This is a genomic window from Thermosporothrix sp. COM3 (assembly GCF_059696735.1).
Map to the genome: position 1 here is coordinate 2,901,787 of NZ_AP019376.1, position 16,409 is coordinate 2,918,195.

A 16,409-nucleotide genomic window follows, 5' to 3' on the forward strand; every position below is an offset into this window, starting at 1 on the left:
CAACTGGTCACGTCAGGTATTCTTCTTGCAATCCTTGTTACCTGCATAGTTGTCAGCCCCTGCAATTGTTGCCGCATGAACTGGGACATGCCATTGTTGCACGTCGACTGACGAGCAAGCGTGTCGCGATCTAGCTTGGATATGTTCCGAAAGAGGAGGATAATCCCCGAGATCATATTCGCTGGACAGTTGCGGGGATTGAGATGCATATTCGGTTTGGGCTGAGTTCTGCTGGTTGGACAAGCTTTGATGAACGCATGCCACCCATGCGATAGTTCTGCCTTGCCGGGCCGCTTGCTTCACTGGTGCTGTTTGTGCTCTGGGTCAATAATGCGCCAATCTTCTGGTACGACCTGGCGTATTGTTCTACCATTCTGGTTATGTCTACACTCCTGGGTACGGCTATTCCGAGAGGTGTGGCGAAACAGGGGCCCTACGCCGGGAGGCTGAATGACGGCTCTCAGGCTCTGCGTACCTGGCGGATGCTCAAGGGACAACTCAAGTGCGAAAGCCAGGGGTGGCAGGAAAAGGAGATCTAGAACAAGGATCTCATTTTCCTTGCCTGCTATTTGAGTGCTTAGAGCGTTCTGTTCTGAATCTGCTCATTGAGTACCTTATAGAGATCCTGTGCTGAGAGAGGAAAAGGGGTACCAATCTGAGACAGATATTTCACGCTCTGAAGCAGAGTTGTCGGGTTCACGCCTTCGATAGCTGGTCCTTTCTCAAGCCGCTCCTGAACTCGATCATAGAAGGCGGACCAATTGAGTTCGGGCGTTGCTTTCCAGAGCTCCTGTGCAAGTTCTAACGGGACAAATTGCATTGCTCAGTCTCCTTTCACTTCGCTCATAGAGCATCTCTCAGTACTCACGTCTTGTACGCCTGCTCGGTGTCATGAGGGCAAGAATGCTTTGCCTGCACTTGATAGGCGGTTTCTTTTGAGATATGTTAAGGAGCAGAACGTGAGAAAGGAATAACGAGATATGCCTTTTGCGACGTGGTGGCGCATTGACTTCACTCCTGAATTTGCGCCGCTTGCAGGCTTTCGGGTTCAGCACATCCAGGATATCCCATTGCTTGCTCGGTTGCACGCTTCCTCTGAAGCGGAAATGGAGCGCCGTATGCGGGAAGGGAATCGGGCGTATGTAGCGTTTATGGATGATGTGCCAACGGCCTACGGGTGGCTTGCAACGCGAACAGGCGGGGTTTCTGTATTGAATGTCTCCTTTGCGATCCCGGAGAAGAGCGGGTATTTGTGGGATTTCCAGACGCTTCCAGACTGGCGCGGGCACGGTATTTATCCTCGCCTGCTCCGCGAGATCGTGCGGCAGGAGCCGGACATTGAACATTTCTGGATCGGATATGGGCCAGGTAATATGGCCTCTGAACGAGGAATTATCAAGGCAGGATTTCATATAGTATGTGATATGGTTGTGGTGGAGGGGCGTGTTGTGGGGTTAGAGCTCTTTACCGACAGCGAGCAGAGCAGAGAAAGCGTGAACGTTTTTCAATTACCCATTATCTCCTGAGAGGGGCAGGGATCACGATCTGCTCGTGATCCCGAAGCGTTCATTTATACATCTATAATGGCGCGTACGCGCCAATCATCACGATTTGAGGCAAGCCGTGGGTTCGGGGTGATATATCATCGGATGCTTGATCGTCTGGCGCGAGATACTCGCTGATATACAACTCAATGAACTGAAGAAACGTGTTACCTGTAGGGTTGCTGCGCTTCTGGGGGGGGATCCTCATGATAGAAGTCAGTGGAATGGCTGGAAGACGAAGACGAAAGAGAGAAGCTTGACGAGAGAAGTTGGTGGAATGGCTGGAAGACGAAGACGAAAGAGAGAAGCTTGACGAGAGAAGTTGGTGGAATGGCTGGAAGACGAAAGAGAGAAGCTTGACGAGAGAAGTTGGTGGAATGGCTGGAAGACAAAAGAGAGAAAGCTTGACGAGAGAGGTCGATGGAATAGATAGAAGACGAAAGAGGGAGCTTGATTTGAGAATGCCTGCAATACTGCGTTTGCTACTGTGAGAGTGATGATAAAAGAGAGAATGAACTGAAGAGAGGAAAGAGAACTGATCTATGAACACGAACCCACCACAGAATGATTATACAAGCAGAGGGACCCGCACTACTACAAAGGCGTCGATGTTTCCGGCATGGATTAGTATTGGTATCGCGTTTGGTGTTGTTTTTGGCTTGCTCTTCCATAACCTGGCTCTGGGTGTTGGTATTGGCCTGTCCCTCGGTATTGCAATCGGTAGCGGTCTGACAGCGGCACAGTCAAAGAAGAAAGAAACAGATGGGCCGGAGCGGTAAGGCTGGCTTATCCATTGTCGCGACATAATATTGTGTATGCATATCTCGAAGGAGGGCCAGGAGCTTGCTGGCCCTTCTGGTATTTGTTCTGCTGCTCTCCATTGTTAATCGACGGTTTCAAGGTAGCGTTGGAGTGCTTCAAGAGCGATTCGGCGCATGCTATAGTGCGTCTTCTCCTCGGGCGACATCTCGGCGAATGTCTTCGTTGAGCCATCGGGCTGAAAAAGCGCATCCCAACCAAAGCCATTGGAGCCGCGCGGTGAAACCACGGTTCCCGAGATAACCCCCTCAAAGAAGTGTAGCGTTCCTGCCTCATCCGCGTACCCGATGAGCGTGCGAGCAGTCGCTTTTGCGTTCTCAAACGTTTCGGTCAGCTTGTAGATCCCCTCGACGCCAACCGTTTTCAAAAACCACTTGACCAGCGGCCCGGGCAGCCCGTTCATGCCCTCAAGGAAGAGCGACGTATCTTCTACAATGAATGAGCCAGGATGATGCTTCTGTGCCTCTCTCAGCTTGGCGGCAATGATGGTATGGGGGTCTATCTCCTGAAGCTCTGGAAGATCCATATCTATGCCCTCTACATGGGGGATCAAGGCGCGTACTTCTGCGAGTTTATGCTTGTTGCCAGTCAGAAAAAATAATGGCTTCATCTCTCTCCTCTCTCTTCTCTACTTTTATAGAAAAAAGCAATGATCACGCTGCATTATATGCTCCTGGATGGGGATGTGCCACCGCCGCTTGACAATCCCGATTGCCGCCCGGTACAATGGGAACGTTGAAACATCGTGACAGAACTGAGAAAGGAGAAGTCCCAATGTCCCCTATCCTCTCTCTTGTTCTGTTTTTCATCACTTTCCATTATCACCATAGACCTGCTTCTCATCTCGCCCAGGGGTGAAGTATGCCCATTGACAGGCATATCCTGTGAATACCTTCCCTTCGTTTTAACAGGCTCATCAACATATCCACCTCTATGGCTCTTTTTGTGTTCTTTCGCCCTTTTTAGTGTATCCTGCTCAGGAGATGTATATGCACTCTGTTTTGGACCCTGCATTTCGGCGTGATCTGGGCGATGGCCTTGTATTGCGCTGGTCTACTGCCGATGATATCGAGCGTATCGCAACTCTACACAGTCTGGTCCATCGTGACGCGGCCGACGCACCTCCCAACGAGGAGTACATCCGGCAGATTCGGCGGATGATGTCTGATGATTTTCCTCTGATGGGGCCGCGGGATTTCGGCGTTGTTGAGGATACCAGCAAGGCTGGCAATCCCATTATCGCCACAACTGCTGTCTGGCGGCACACCTGGGCCTACGAAGGGATTCCCTTTCGTGTGGGCCGTCCGGAAATGGTCGCCACCGATCCCGCTTACCGCAATCGCGGGCTGATTCGGGCGCTGTTTGAGCTCTTTCACGCACGCAGTGAGGCCCGGGGAGATCTTGTACAGGCCATTACCGGTATTTCCTACTTCTACCGACAGTTTGGCTATGAATATGCGCTTGAGCTGGATGATCGGCGCATGATGCCCATTGCCCTGATTCCCGAAGGCAGGGGAGCTTTGACGCTTCGTGAAGCCACCGTTGATGATATTCCTCTGTTGGAGGAGCTCTACCGGCGGCGTCAGGCCAGTGGGATTCTCTCTGAGCTGCCAACGTGGGCCATGTGGCTCTATGATATTGAGACCTGGAAACGACATCCCGAGTTGCGGCATTTTCTGGCCTGCTACATGCTTGTAAACGCGGCTGGCGAGACGGTCGGCGCCCTTATCACCGATGCATACCGCCGGGGAAAAGCGCTCTATGTCTGGCTGCTGGAGCTGATTGAGGGGACGAACATGCAGGCTATCCTGCCCTCACTCTTGCAGGCGCTGCGGGCGTATGGTGCTGGTATTGAGCCGGCCTTGCCCGATGGCGAGCCGTTTCAGGAGATCTGCTTTGCGCTTGGAACCACACATCCGGTGTTTGAGTTCGCAGACATTACGCTCCGTCAGCCTGTGGAGGCACCCTATGCCTGGTATCTGCGGGTGAAGGATCTGCCCGGGTTTCTGCTTCATATCGCTCCGGCACTTGAACAGCGGCTGGCAGCATCGTCTCTTGCGGGCTACAGCGGCGATATCAAGGTGAATTTCTATCGCGGTGGGCTTCGTATGCACCTTGAACGCGGGCGCCTGAAGGTGGTAGAGGACTGGCGCAAGCCCGTGTATGGAGAGAGTGAAGATGCCTCTTTTCCACCTCTGCTCTTCCTTCAAGTGCTCTTCGGACATCGGAGCGTTGACTTCTTACGCCAGGTTTTCCCTGATGTTTGGGCCAGCGCCGAAGCCGCGCCATTGCTCAGGGTGCTCTTCCCTACGCGCCCCTCGTTTATGTTATGCTGGAACTAATGGTGTATCCAGAAAAAGCAGGCCGGTTGATAAAAGCATATTCGCCGGCCTGCCACTCATCCATTGCCCTTTCTGGCTACCGGACCGTTTACTATGCAACTGAGTAGAAAGTAGGATATAATATGGTAGAGCAGCTTGTATTGCCATCGTGTAGAAGCTCATACTGGCTATGTGGCAGATCGTATCAAGCAGCCATTGATGAGGATGGAGCAGTCTCTTCTCCTGAGCGTCATACGCGGCTTCTCACGAGGCTGTCAGAGGTTGGGGCAAGAGCAAGGGAGTTGAGGGAACGATGGACGGCGACTCCTCGTCTGAAATGCTGGTTGATGTACATCTTTATACAGGCCCTTGCCTCTCCCTTTTCCCACATAGCATATCCCTTGCTCCTCGGGAAAAGGGGTCGCTCTGCTAGAGGTGTTGTACTATAGAAGAATCTACTCCCGATATGAGTGGTATGAATAATATATGTGAGGCGGGATAAGCTCATCAATAATAATAGAGAAAGAATAGCTATAAACCCTCAATTTTATGGAGATTACTGGACAAACAAGATGCAAACTGGTATAAAAAAGATGTAGTAACAATTTTGCATGCCAGTATACACCAGTCATGCATATTACTGCTGCTTTTTGCGGTGGAGAGCTGCGAATGAATGCGCAAAACAGCTCTCTTTTCCCTATTCTCACATCAAGCTGTGTTTGCCTCCTGATCTAGAAATGGAGTAAGGATATTCCTTGTCTGGAAATGGCGCTCTACAGGCGCTAACACAGGAGCAAGCTGACTACAAAAATGGATGCAAGGATGCGTAGAACATGGTTGAGAGACGAACCGGTTTCCCTGGGGAACAATGCTTTTACCCCCTTCTCCTTTCACAATGTCAGCCGTGATTGCCTGATTCTCTCTGGCCTGTCCTGATGAGAGGCGCAAAAAGAGGCACCCACCATTCCGTCTCTCTCAGACAGGCAATAGTAGAAACACTTCAATACCGATACTTCAGGGGATATCACTGCTTCTTTACTCGACGCTTGCCAGGCGTCGCCTTGCTTTATAGGGAAGCATGATATTATCGGTCGAGCTTAGAAAGCGGTATGGCATAGCATGTGCCAACGCAAAAATCACGTAATGGATGGTATAGAATGCAAGATCCAACGACTCATCAGACTGACGTACAACAAGCGCCCGAGCCGGAGGAGCTTGAGCCGGGGCAAGATCGAAGCACCTTTCAGTCTTTTTTTCGCTGGTGGTATGCTTTAACAGCTATTTCTGAGACTGAAGATGTGCCAGATCCTTTGGAACGCGAAATTATTCGGAAATCCCGCCTACTCAGTGTGATCGTCTTTTTCCTGCTGGTTATCTTCGTTCTGTTTATTCCGGGATGTCTTGCACTTCCGAACCGCTATGTGCTGGTCGCGGACCTGGGCATGATGGTGATCTGTGTGCTGGCGCTTTTCCTGAATCGCGCTCACAAGCCGATGGTTGCGGGTGTGCTGCTGGTACTCTCCTTTGAGGCTGCCCTGATGATGGTCGTTCTGACAACGCAGCCGCTGGACGAGCCAAGCATCCAGCAATATGAGCTCTTTGTCTTTGGCGAATTGCTGGCGGTCTCGCTGCTGAGCGCTCGGAGTGTCTTTTTCGTCGCCCTGTTCAATTCTGTCTTCATCTGTCTGAGCCTGCTCTATCAGCCGCAAACGCCAACTCTGGCGGCTGACCTGCAAACCCAGTTCTGGCCGATGTTGCTTCGTCCGGTTGGGGTGCAGTTGCTGGTCGCTGGTGTCACCTATCTATGGGTGTCGAGTGCCAGTAACTATCTCTCTCGGGCGTATCGCGCCGAAAAAATCGCCACGGCTGCTCAGCAAACGGCGGAGAAACAGCGAGAGATTGCTGAGCAGGATCGCCTGCGTCTGCAAACGGACATCGAGCGCGTGGTCCACAATCATGCGACCGCAATGAACCGGCGTCTGATTACCAAGATTCCGCTGCAAGAGTATGAACCGGTCCTCTGGCCGCTCATTAACGTCTTTAACTCGCTTCAGAACCGCTTGCAGCATACGCAGCAGGTGGAGCAATCCTTGAAGCAGTTGAATCAGGCGATCTCACAGTGCGCGGAATTGATCTCGTCGGGGAAATACTCCCCGCTGCAACCACTACAGACAAAAACGAACCTGGACTTGCTCCTGACCGCATTACGCGAGCATTTCAAGGGAGCACAGCGCCAGGACGAGAGTAGTCATCCTCCCTTTTATCGATAAAGTGGGGTGGCTTGCTCCCTATTTTGTATCACGGGAAAGGAAACGTATGCTATGTCGACATATTCAGCTATAGAAGTCCTGCTTCGTGCTCTGGAAGAGGAAGGAGTAACCCATCTCTTCGGGGTGCCCGGCGGCCCGCTGGTCCCGCTGTATGAGACGCTGGCCCGGCGTAAGAAGATCCGCCCGGTGCTTGCCAAACATGAAGAGGGGGCGGCCTTTATGGCTGAAGGATATGCACGCGTGCGCCGAGGACTGGGCGTGTGCTGTGGCACCAGTGGCCCCGGCGCGACCAATGCCCTCACCGGTGTGGCAAGTGCCTATAGCGACTCGATTCCGGTGCTCTTTTTAAGCGCCCAGGTTTCCACCACGACCTTTGGCAAAGGCGCGTTACAGGATAGCAGCGGCGGCAACTGGAATCTCGATATTGTGGATATTTTCCGTTCGGCCACCAAACTCTCAACGATGCTTTCCAACGCCCAGCACATGCCGCATGTGATCCGACGCGCGATCCGTACGGCCCTCACCGGGCGTCAAGGTGCGGTACACCTGAATCTGCCCGCTGATCTGGTCAAGCAGCCGGTGACGATTGAGCAGATTGACACCGCGCATCATCGCACCCATACCACTGCGGTTGGCGATCCCGAGGCCATCGCCCGCATCAGCCAGATCTTGCAGTCTGCTCGTATGCCTGCGTTCTTTGTCGGGCATGGTGTCAATCTGTCAGGTGCCTGGGAGCCGCTGCGCCAGATTGCCGAGCTGCTCCAGATCCCGGTAGCGACGACGATCAAAGGCAAGAGCGCCTTCCCGGAGGATCACCCGCTCTCACTGGGCGTCTTTGGCCTGGGCGGCAGCGAGTATTCCGACGCCTATATGCTTTCTGAGGAGGTCGATGTGCTGGTGATTGTGGGAACCAGCCTCGGTGAGTTCCAGACACATGGATGGGATGCACGGCTTGCCCGCAACCGCACCGTGATTCAGATTGACCTCGATCCGCTGGAAATCGGCAAGAACTACCCGGTTGATGAGAGCGTGGTGGGCGACGCCCGCGCTGTGCTTCAGAAGCTCTACGAGCACTTGTGCTCGGCCGGTGTAGAGGCCCGCCACTCGAATGCACTGCTGGATCGCATCAAGCAGGAGTACCCGCGCTACTACAACTCTGAGGAATTGCAGGGAGACGCCGCATTGCTCAAGCCGCAAGCTGTCGTGTCCCGTATGAGCGAGCTGTTGCCATCTGACACCTTGCTCTTCGTGGATAATGGCAACTGCCTGAGTTGGATCGGTCAATACTATGTGGCACGCCAGCCGGGAACGATGTTCATGGCGCTCAATGTGGCCTCGATGGGCTACGCGATGGCGGCTCCTATCGGGGGCAAGATTGCCGCGCCTGATCGTCCGGTTGTGGCGCTGGTGGGTGACGGTGCCTTCGCCATGAACGGCCTGGAGATGCATACGGCGGTCGATTACGGGGTACCGGTGGTCTGGGTGGTGCTCAACAATGGCGGTCATGGCATGGTCTACAACGGCGAAAAGATGCTCTGTGGTGAATCCTTCGCGACCGTCTTCCATCACCAGATGGACATTGCGACCATCGCGCGTGGGCTTGGCCTTCGTTCCTACAAGGCTACGACGCTCGATGAGCTCTCCGAGAGCCTACAGGATGCATTAGAGGCTCAGGTACCCTGCCTCATCGATGCGATGGTTGATATCAATGAGGTGCCCTACGCCCTCCAGCGGCGTGTCAACACCTTGCAGGCTTTCTTCGGCAAAAGCGAATTGCAACCGGCCCATTAAGCGCCGAACAACAACACGAGCAGCCGGGAACCCACCTTCCCTGCTGCTCCTTGCTGAAAAAAACCTTTTCTAGAATGAGGAAACGATAGCATGACAGTTGGTATTCTTGGTACTGGCTATAGTGTTCCCCCGCATATCCGGACAAATGATGATCCCCTTTTTGATCAGGTGAAACGGGTTGTCAATTCAAAAGGGATTGCCGAAAAAGATCTGTTCACCGGCTTACGCGAACGTCGCTATCTTAAAGATGGCGAGCAGCTTGAGTCACTGATGCTCGATGCGGCTCAGAAGGCGCTGTCACAGGCGCGGGTCAGCCCGGCAGAGATTGACCGTATTTACGGGTACGCCTCTGTCTCTCCCTATCTGACGCCGAACGCCTTGTATGCCATTCACCGAGATCTGGGGCTGCCTCAGCACACGCTGGTCGTTCCGATCAATAGCGAGTTCAGTAACTTCTTGCTCAGCTTGATTCAGGCGTGGGAGGCTATTCTTGCGGGCCATTGCCGTTACGCGCTGATTGTCTGTGGTACGAACTGGACCCGCTATATGGACTACACCCAGGGACATGCGCTCAGCGTGGGTGATGGTGCGGGTGCGGTCGTGCTTGGGCCGAGCACTTCTTTTACCCTGGTGGATTATGCCACACAAACTCTGAGTGAACAGTACGGGGCAATGGTCATGCAGACGCGCCCGCTTCTGTTGAATGGTCGCCGCTACCTCCCCGTTGATGAGCAGAATGTCCCTCTACCAACCTATGAAATTCTGCTGGAAAGCGGTATTCACTCCTTTCAGACGGCTGGCATGGAGGGGCCTCCATTCCTGATTCAGCAACTCCTGCAAAAACACGGCCTGACCGGTGAGAACGTCGCTCTGCTGACCCACCAGGCCTCGCGGCTGATGCTCGATTACTGGGCCCAGCGCATTCGTCCGAAAGAGTATCTGGAAACGCTGGAACGCTTCGGCAATATGACGATGGCGACCTATCCTGTCAATCTGGCTTACTTCTTCCATCAAATTACCGCCGAGTATGTGGTGCTTGCCGCCGTTGGTGTCGGTTTTCATCAAACAACCGTTCTGTTGAAACGGTAAAAACTACCCAATCCCATCATCTAAAAGGCGTATCCCTGAAGTCAACCTTTCTCTCGATAGTGCATATTACAACGATCAGGAGAATAGTAAGAGACCATTGGAGAGCATGCTAAGAAGATTACTCTTTCCTGAAGAGAGGAGTAAAAAGAGCAAAAATGAACAGAAGAAGAGTTCTGTGGCCCGCTTACGCGTGGCCTTCCAGGGTGTGGATGGAGCATATAGCGCTGAGGCGGCCCGCTCATGCTTTGCGGGAACAGAGATAGAGCTATGCCCGTATCCACGTTTTACTGATGTGTGTGATGCGGTAGCGCGTGGGGAGACGGTGTACGGAATTCTGCCTGTTGCTAATTCGCAGACAGGCCCGATCGCCGAAATGGAACAGCTCCTGCAACGCTATCCGCTCACTGTTGTCAGGTCGATTGATTTTCCTGTGCGCCATTGCCTGCTCTGCTTACCGGGACAACAGCTTCATGATCTGGTCATGGTCGTCTCGCATCCGCAGGCACTGGAACAATGCAGCGTGTATCTGGAATCGCTCGGGGTGCAGGTTGTGCCAATGGAAAACACGGCAGAAGGCGCAAAGATGATTGCAACCAAGCAATTAAGAGGCTTTGCTGCCATCGCCAGCGCACGCGCCGCAGAGATCTATCGCCTTCAGATTCTGGCAACTGATATCCAGAATACGCCGGACAATACTACGCGTTTTAGCATTATTCAAAAGAATCCGCTGGCTATTCCTGGATGACATGGTCCGGTCGGCAGGGACAGAGTGACCCTCTCTCGAGGGCCTGACTCTGCCTCTGTGGCCTGGTGAACAAAGTGCTGCTTGACAGGGGTGGCATTTCTCTGATAGAGTTCGTTCCAAAAGCGAGAAAGGAAAAGCAGACGATGAATGCTTCGGGCACACTTCCCTGTGCAGCCAGATTCCCCGCATAAGCGATCACGCCGGGCTTATGCGGGAAAAAGAGCGGGCGTTTCACTGTTGATAGAGATTCTCTACACATTTCTCTCCCTTTTTTCCCCTTTTCTGACTCTGCATTGAAAAAGCATAGAGAACATAGAATGGCATGTAATGTGCCTGTGGCTCTGTTGCTTCATGTCCTCTCGGCGTGCGTCGCTGGACATCTCGCGTTTTTGGGATGGTCCTGCGAACTCCCATAGACACGCGAATGTCCCCACTCCACTCATTTTCCCTTGATATTCCTGCCGAAAGGTAATCCCTTTCCAACGAATCGAAGGATACTATCACATGCTTTCAAGGTCTGGAGTTGGACGACGTTTCTTGCTGGCCCGTATCGCGGTCAGTGTGATTTTCTTTTTGAACGGATTTCTGGGTGCCACTTTTTCCGTGCGGCTTCCAGCTATTCAAACGAAGCTCTCTCTGCAACCAGGGCTGCTCGGACTTGCGTTACTGGGCTGTACGGTTGGCGGATTGCTTGCGATGAACGTTGCCGGGCGTCTATCTGGTCGCGTCGGTAGTGCATTCATTACTGTGCTTGCGACGCTGATTATGGGATGTTCCCTGCCTCTGATCGCCTATGCGCCCATGTTGCCCTTGCTTGTGCTTGCGCTGTTCCTCTTCGGGATCGGCAATGGCGCGATGGATGTAACGATGAACACGCAGGGTGCGGCTGTCGAGCGCGCCTACGAGCGGCCCATTATGAACTCGTTCCATGCCTGTTTTAGCGTGGGAAGCCTTGTCGGTGCTACCTTTGGGAGCTTGCTGGCTGCCATGCGGCTAAGCCCTGAACTGCATTTCTGCATGATCGCGATCTGTGCTCTACTCAATCTGGCATGGTGTTCGCGCTTCCTGGTGCCTGAGAAGCCGACGCAACAGGAACGGCCTGCTCGCAAGGGCTTCTCGCTGCGCGGCTCACGTACGATCATCCTCCTGGGGACAATCGCGTTCTGCTCTTTGCTCAGCATTGGTGCAATCTATGATTGGAGTGCGGTCTATCTCTCCGGAACGCTGCACGCGGACGCCGGTCTTGCGGCTTCGGGCTTTACCATTTTCCTGGTTTGCCAGACGCTCGGGCGCAGCGTTGGCGATAAGCTGGCGACTCGATTTGGCGCGCCTGTGCTGGTGCGTATCTCCTGTGCGCTTGCTGCAATCGGGCTGCTGATGGCGCTGTTGTTCCCCTGGGTGCCTGTGGCGCTGGTGGGATTGGGTCTGGTAGGCATAGGCCTTTCTGTGCCGTTCCCGCTTGTAGTCAGTGCTGTCGGGCGGCTTGCGGGCGCGAATACCGGGGCTCTGCTGTCGGCCATTTCCACATGGGGGTACTTCGGGATGATTGCGGGCCCGCCTGTCATCGGCTTCCTTGCGGATTGGGCCGGGTTGCGTGTTGCGCTGGTGCTGGTCGTGTGCCTGTGCACGCTGGCCGCGCTCTGTGCTTCTGGGACCGAAAAGCGCTGACGTTTTGTGGGAGGGCCTGCTTTCGGGTGGGCTCTTCCTGCGTGTTCAGTGATTGTACAGGAGAAGGACAGGGTTTGTTCTGGTTTCTTCCGCGATATCCGGGCATACTGAAAATGATGGCTGCTGCTGGACAGAAGAGAGTGTACGAATCTGGTAGAGAGAACAGCAGCAGCTCTCAAATTGGTCTATAGTCAAAATGGGTTAAGAAGAGGAATAATCAGTATGCATCTCTGGCAGAAAAAGCACAAACAAATGATATTCCGCTCATGTATAATGACACTCTTTATGATACTTCTGCTTGTCGTGCTCCCATCCTGTTCCGCCATGAGGGATGTCACACGTTCTTTCCCTCCCCATCAATTCGCTGTGGGAGCGCATCCCCGGCTTGTTCTCCATGCTCGCAATGCTGAGGTGACCGTTCGGGTCGGTCCGGCGGGCGTGATCCAGGTCGAGGGAGAAGCACATGCAAGCGGGCTGGATCTTGGCTCGAATCTCGATCTCAGCTCGTTCAAGCTCGATGCTGTCCAGAGCGGTGATATCGTGACCGTTCAAGCCTCACATGATACTGATGTCCTGGGCGCAAGCAAGGAATTTGAGATCACCATTACGGTTCCTCAGGGGACGGTTATTGCAGGGCTGGAAAAGTGCAGAGAACAGGGATTTCGCTGTGAGCGTTAAGTGACTCGGGCTGCCGGGTACCTCGTCTCTCCCGGCAGCGCTCTTCGCTCAATCATTGACCAGGTGCAGAAAGTTCGCGTCCTGCCGGAGCCAATGCAAATCGGTTTCTGTTTGCGCCAGATACTGATAGCTTGGTTCGACCTCAATGGCGCGGGCCAGATAGTCCAGTGCGTCCCCCTTCTCCTTTAACAGCGAGAACACGCAGGCCAGCCAGAAGCAGTTATATGCATTGTAGGGATAGCGTTCAAGGCGGTCTTGATAGGCCTGACTCGCGATCAAAAGCGCCTCTCTTGCCTGCTGAGGGGCTCCCAGGAGCAGCCATGTAGCGCCGAGATTGTGCCAGATCTCTGCCATATCGGGTGTTTCCCGTGTCTGCTTCTGGAACGCCGCGGCAGCCTCTCGATACCTGCCTTGCGCCTTATATGCCAGCCCCTGCTGATACCAGGAATGTTCTTCTGCTTGCTCCTGCCGCTCAAGCTGATCGATGGCATTCAGGACGCGCCATTCGTCGGGTGTCTCAAGCACGATCTCTTCGGAATGGGTAGAGATGAGTTCCTGCACACGCGTCTCGATATTCCGAGGGGTAATCTGTGCCTGAAGCGCGAGAAGCTCGTTGAACAGCGATTCCTGTCCCTCTTCCCGGTAGTCAATGCGCAGGTGAAGACGCTGCTGCTTTGGAAGCTTGATGGATAGGTAAAGATGTGGCTGCTCTTCTGCTGGAATGGTGATGACAAGCTGTATCCCTTCCTTATGATAATCCAGCGTATCACCGCTGGCGGGTGTCCAGCCTGCTGCCTGTAGCGCGTGTGCAAGTACCTCGCGGTGCTGTTTCTTTGTCGGGTCAGCCTGCAATGCAGCATAATGCTCGATGTAGCGCTGCTCGATCTGACTCAGCATTGTGGGTGTCCCCAGATGAAGCTTATACCAGATCACATTTTCCAACCAGAAGCGGTACAGGAAAGCCTCAAAAGAGGGGGCGCAAATATAGGTACTGGCCAGTACCTCGCGTATCTCTTTCTGCGTATGATCCGACGTTGCGAAAGCATCAAGCCTGTAGGGTGAACAGACGACAGAACAAGGCTTATGTGGAGTGAGCAAGAGGTACCAGGTGATGATGCTCTGCTGATCGTTCAGAAAGCGAAAAAGGAAGCTCCCCTTGCTGCCCGGAAGGCGCACCAGTTGCTCCGGCAGATCAAAATAACAATCGGTACAGGATGGAATGCGTCGGATGAGGGTCGGTGAGGACATAAACCGGAGGAAGTCGGGAGGCAGTGTCAACCCGAACTGTTTCGCTGAAGCCACGAGGCGCTGAAGCTGTGTCATCCACTCGGCCTCGGTCCTTTGAAGCTCTGCCTCCTCCTCCGGGAGTATGGGCAGATCGATGAACGTATGAACATCGATCGGAGTGAGCCATTGAAATTCGCCGCGAAAGAGTGTCTCGGGTAGCGGTGGCAGATCTATGTAGGAATACAGGGAATAGGTGCCCTTACAGGGGCGAACTTCTCCCAGGTCAAAGGAGATCCAGCCATTTTTCAGCATGTCGTTTTCTTCTTTCTCTTCAGAAACTCTTTACCCTCGAATTCGATCCCGGCCTGCTGAAACTGGCAACTCATATGTTATGAGTTGTGTCAGGTATTCGGGCAGCCTGTGAAGGCCGGTGAGCCGAGTGCCATATTCGAGACGATAGATCGCGAAACCAGAAGCGGATACGCGGCTGTAAGGGACATGTTGCTGCTCAAGTTTTGTGCGAAGCAACTGGTCCTGCATGGAGTTCTCCGGGAAGACATAGCCGACTGTTTGTGCTCTGGCGACCTCCTCTTTATAGGGCGGATAGCGGTTGAGCCCGAGATTCAGCCCATTATCAAGCACGGTGCATATAAGACGTTCAGTACTGAGAAAGATGAGGCTGTTACAGGTCCAATAGTCGGTATAAAAGCGGGTAACCTGCATCTTCAGCAGTGTTTCTATCAACATATGCTGATTTGCTGCTTGCTGTTGTTTGGCGGGAAGCTGTTGAAGTGTGTTGACGTATCCAATGGCAGGGGCCGTGAGAGGAAGAAGCAGCAAGGCAGTGAAACAGAAAGCCTGGATGTTTTGTGGGCGCCTGATTTGCTTCCAGAGGGGAAAGAGCACTGCTGTCATGCCAACGAAAGCACCTACCAGATAGCGTGAAGAAGGCCAGGGTGTCTGTGCTGCCTGTGGAAAGAGGGTGTAGAGGACAATAGTGCCGCCTATACTTCCCAGAAATGCAAAACGGCCTGCTTGCCTGAGCAAGAAGTTTCGCTCTTTTGATGCATTCGGCTGTTTTCGCCAGCCTGTGAAGAAGGCTCGACCGCTCTGATAGAGCGCTATTCCAAGCAGAAAGATATATCCTGCACCCCAGAGTCCGTGAAGGCCAGTACAGGTAAGCGTATATGAATCAAGGTGAATCGGCCAGGCAAGTCGGGGTGTGAGAGGACATAGAGCATTTGCTCCTGTTGCTATGGGTAAGCTGACCAGGACACTGCCTGCGATCTGAGCCAATGGCATGGGTAGATTGAGCGTCGTGGGTGCCGCTCCTGATGGCGGTCTATGGGCTGTTGAGGGATGGATGTTATAGACCGGTTCTCGATAGCCCGGCCCTATCAGGGTCAGCCTTTCTGAAGAAGGTGGAATCATCACTTTATCGTAGATCTGTGGTGCTAATCCAATGAGCAGACCAACAAACAACCAGAACAATGCTGCTCCCTTGATCTCTTTTCTACAAAAGAAGAAGAGAAGAAGAGTCGCCATGCCAACAAATGGAAGCACAAGCGGATCTGCCCAGATGGCAAGCCCCGTGAGAAAGCCCCAGAGTGCATAAAGCAGCGAAGAGCGCCGCTTCTCTAATCGTATCAACCAGATAGTGTATAAGAAAACCAGAACTGCAAAAAGGGCAACATCCGGAGCTCCGCCTGCTGTGTCTAGCTGGCGGAAAAGTAGTTCCTCACTTCCTCCGATGAAGAAAAGTAAGGAGAAGAATGCAAATGTATTTGTGTAGAGCAAGCAGAGAAGCGCATAAAGTGCAAGGAGGAATATGCCATAAAGAAGAATGGTGGTAAAGCGTAACGTGATGACGGAGGGTCCAAAGAGTCGAAAAAGGCCTGCTGCCAGATACGCTTGTAGGGTTCCCATATAATCTTGTCCGTAAAAAAGCAGGGGATGGGCCCCCTTATAGGCAACATGGAGAGCCATAATACCCATTGTTCCCTCATCACTGTCAATACTTTGCCATCCATAGATAACCAACAGAAGACGAAGCAACATTGCGACAAGAATAAGTCCGGAGGAAATGAGGGTATACGGAGAAAAAATTCTAAAGAATGCACGCATATACTTCTTTTCCTTTGTAAATTATTTTAAGGTGTAAATAGAAATATGATGGAACCATAGTAGAAAAAGTGAAATAGAAGGTACATGGTATATATATGTAGAACATACCTGACATTGTATACGGTACAAAGAT

Annotated in this window: 15 protein-coding genes; 11 read left to right on the top strand and 4 right to left on the bottom strand. The window is 53.0% G+C overall.

Annotated elements, in window-relative coordinates; all coding sequences use genetic code 11:
* The first annotated feature begins 314 nt into the window (after positions 1-314).
* Positions 315-539, top strand: a complete 225-nt coding sequence (locus KTH_RS12515) for a hypothetical protein (RefSeq protein ID WP_497618987.1) — start codon at positions 315-317, stop codon at positions 537-539.
* A 38-nt stretch (positions 540-577) separates the two neighbouring features.
* Here KTH_RS12515 and KTH_RS12520 read toward each other — a convergent pair whose 3' ends face one another.
* The gene (locus KTH_RS12520) at positions 578-820 is read right to left on the bottom strand and encodes a hypothetical protein (protein ID WP_497618989.1); all 243 of its coding nucleotides are present in this window, start codon (positions 818-820) and stop codon (positions 578-580) included.
* A 160-nt stretch (positions 821-980) separates the two neighbouring features.
* Between KTH_RS12520 and KTH_RS12525 the strand changes: the two genes are divergently transcribed.
* The 3 genes from KTH_RS12525 (at position 981) to KTH_RS12535 (ending at position 2,323) form a co-directional block, all read left to right on the top strand.
* Positions 981-1,526 carry a GNAT family N-acetyltransferase gene (locus KTH_RS12525; protein ID WP_497618991.1) on the top strand — a complete coding sequence of 182 codons (546 nt, stop codon included), beginning with the start codon at positions 981-983 and terminating at the stop codon, positions 1,524-1,526.
* Between the two features lie 290 nt (positions 1,527-1,816).
* Positions 1,817-2,035, top strand: a complete 219-nt coding sequence (locus tag KTH_RS12530; protein WP_497618993.1) for a hypothetical protein — start codon at positions 1,817-1,819, stop codon at positions 2,033-2,035.
* Between the two features lie 51 nt (positions 2,036-2,086).
* Positions 2,087-2,323 (top strand): glycine zipper domain-containing protein, encoded by a 237-nt coding sequence (locus KTH_RS12535; RefSeq protein ID WP_497618995.1) that lies wholly within the window; start codon positions 2,087-2,089, stop codon positions 2,321-2,323.
* A 104-nt stretch (positions 2,324-2,427) separates the two neighbouring features.
* Here the strand turns inward: KTH_RS12535 and KTH_RS12540 are convergent, their stop codons facing one another.
* Positions 2,428-2,973: a non-canonical purine NTP pyrophosphatase gene (locus KTH_RS12540; RefSeq protein WP_111325688.1), complete on the bottom strand. Its 546-nt coding sequence runs from the start codon at positions 2,971-2,973 to the stop codon at positions 2,428-2,430.
* 379 nt (positions 2,974-3,352) lie between these two features.
* Between KTH_RS12540 and KTH_RS12545 the strand changes: the two genes are divergently transcribed.
* From KTH_RS12545 to KTH_RS12575, 7 genes are all read left to right on the top strand, one after another.
* On the top strand, positions 3,353-4,705 hold the full coding sequence (locus tag KTH_RS12545; RefSeq protein ID WP_497618997.1) for a GNAT family N-acetyltransferase: 1,353 nt from the start codon (positions 3,353-3,355) through the stop codon (positions 4,703-4,705).
* A gap of 1,136 nt (positions 4,706-5,841) precedes the next feature.
* The gene (locus KTH_RS12550) at positions 5,842-6,954 is read left to right on the top strand and encodes a hypothetical protein (protein WP_497618999.1); all 1,113 of its coding nucleotides are present in this window, start codon (positions 5,842-5,844) and stop codon (positions 6,952-6,954) included.
* A 51-nt stretch (positions 6,955-7,005) separates the two neighbouring features.
* Complete coding sequence (locus KTH_RS12555; RefSeq protein ID WP_497619001.1) at positions 7,006-8,745, top strand: thiamine pyrophosphate-binding protein; 1,740 nt, start codon at positions 7,006-7,008, stop codon at positions 8,743-8,745.
* Positions 8,746-8,835: 90 nt separating this feature from the next.
* The gene (locus KTH_RS12560) at positions 8,836-9,834 is read left to right on the top strand and encodes a 3-oxoacyl-ACP synthase III family protein (protein WP_111325692.1); all 999 of its coding nucleotides are present in this window, start codon (positions 8,836-8,838) and stop codon (positions 9,832-9,834) included.
* Positions 9,835-10,009: 175 nt separating this feature from the next.
* Entirely contained in the window at positions 10,010-10,579 is a 570-nt protein-coding gene (locus KTH_RS12565; protein ID WP_497619003.1) for a prephenate dehydratase domain-containing protein, read from the top strand.
* A gap of 504 nt (positions 10,580-11,083) precedes the next feature.
* A complete protein-coding gene (locus KTH_RS12570; RefSeq protein WP_497619005.1) occupies positions 11,084-12,247 on the top strand; it encodes an MFS transporter in 1,164 nt (387 codons plus the stop codon).
* Positions 12,248-12,520: 273 nt separating this feature from the next.
* On the top strand, positions 12,521-12,925 hold the full coding sequence (locus KTH_RS12575; RefSeq protein WP_497619007.1) for a hypothetical protein: 405 nt from the start codon (positions 12,521-12,523) through the stop codon (positions 12,923-12,925).
* A gap of 48 nt (positions 12,926-12,973) precedes the next feature.
* On the opposite strand, the gene KTH_RS12580 is transcribed toward KTH_RS12575, so the two are convergent.
* Together KTH_RS12580 and KTH_RS12585 are read right to left on the bottom strand one after the other, a co-directional pair.
* Positions 12,974-14,464, bottom strand: coding sequence for a tetratricopeptide repeat protein (locus KTH_RS12580; RefSeq protein WP_497619008.1), 1,491 nt, complete (start codon positions 14,462-14,464; stop codon positions 12,974-12,976).
* Between the two features lie 30 nt (positions 14,465-14,494).
* The gene (locus KTH_RS12585; RefSeq protein ID WP_497619010.1) at positions 14,495-16,147 is read right to left on the bottom strand and encodes an ArnT family glycosyltransferase; all 1,653 of its coding nucleotides are present in this window, start codon (positions 16,145-16,147) and stop codon (positions 14,495-14,497) included.
* Positions 16,148-16,409 lie beyond the last annotated feature (262 nt).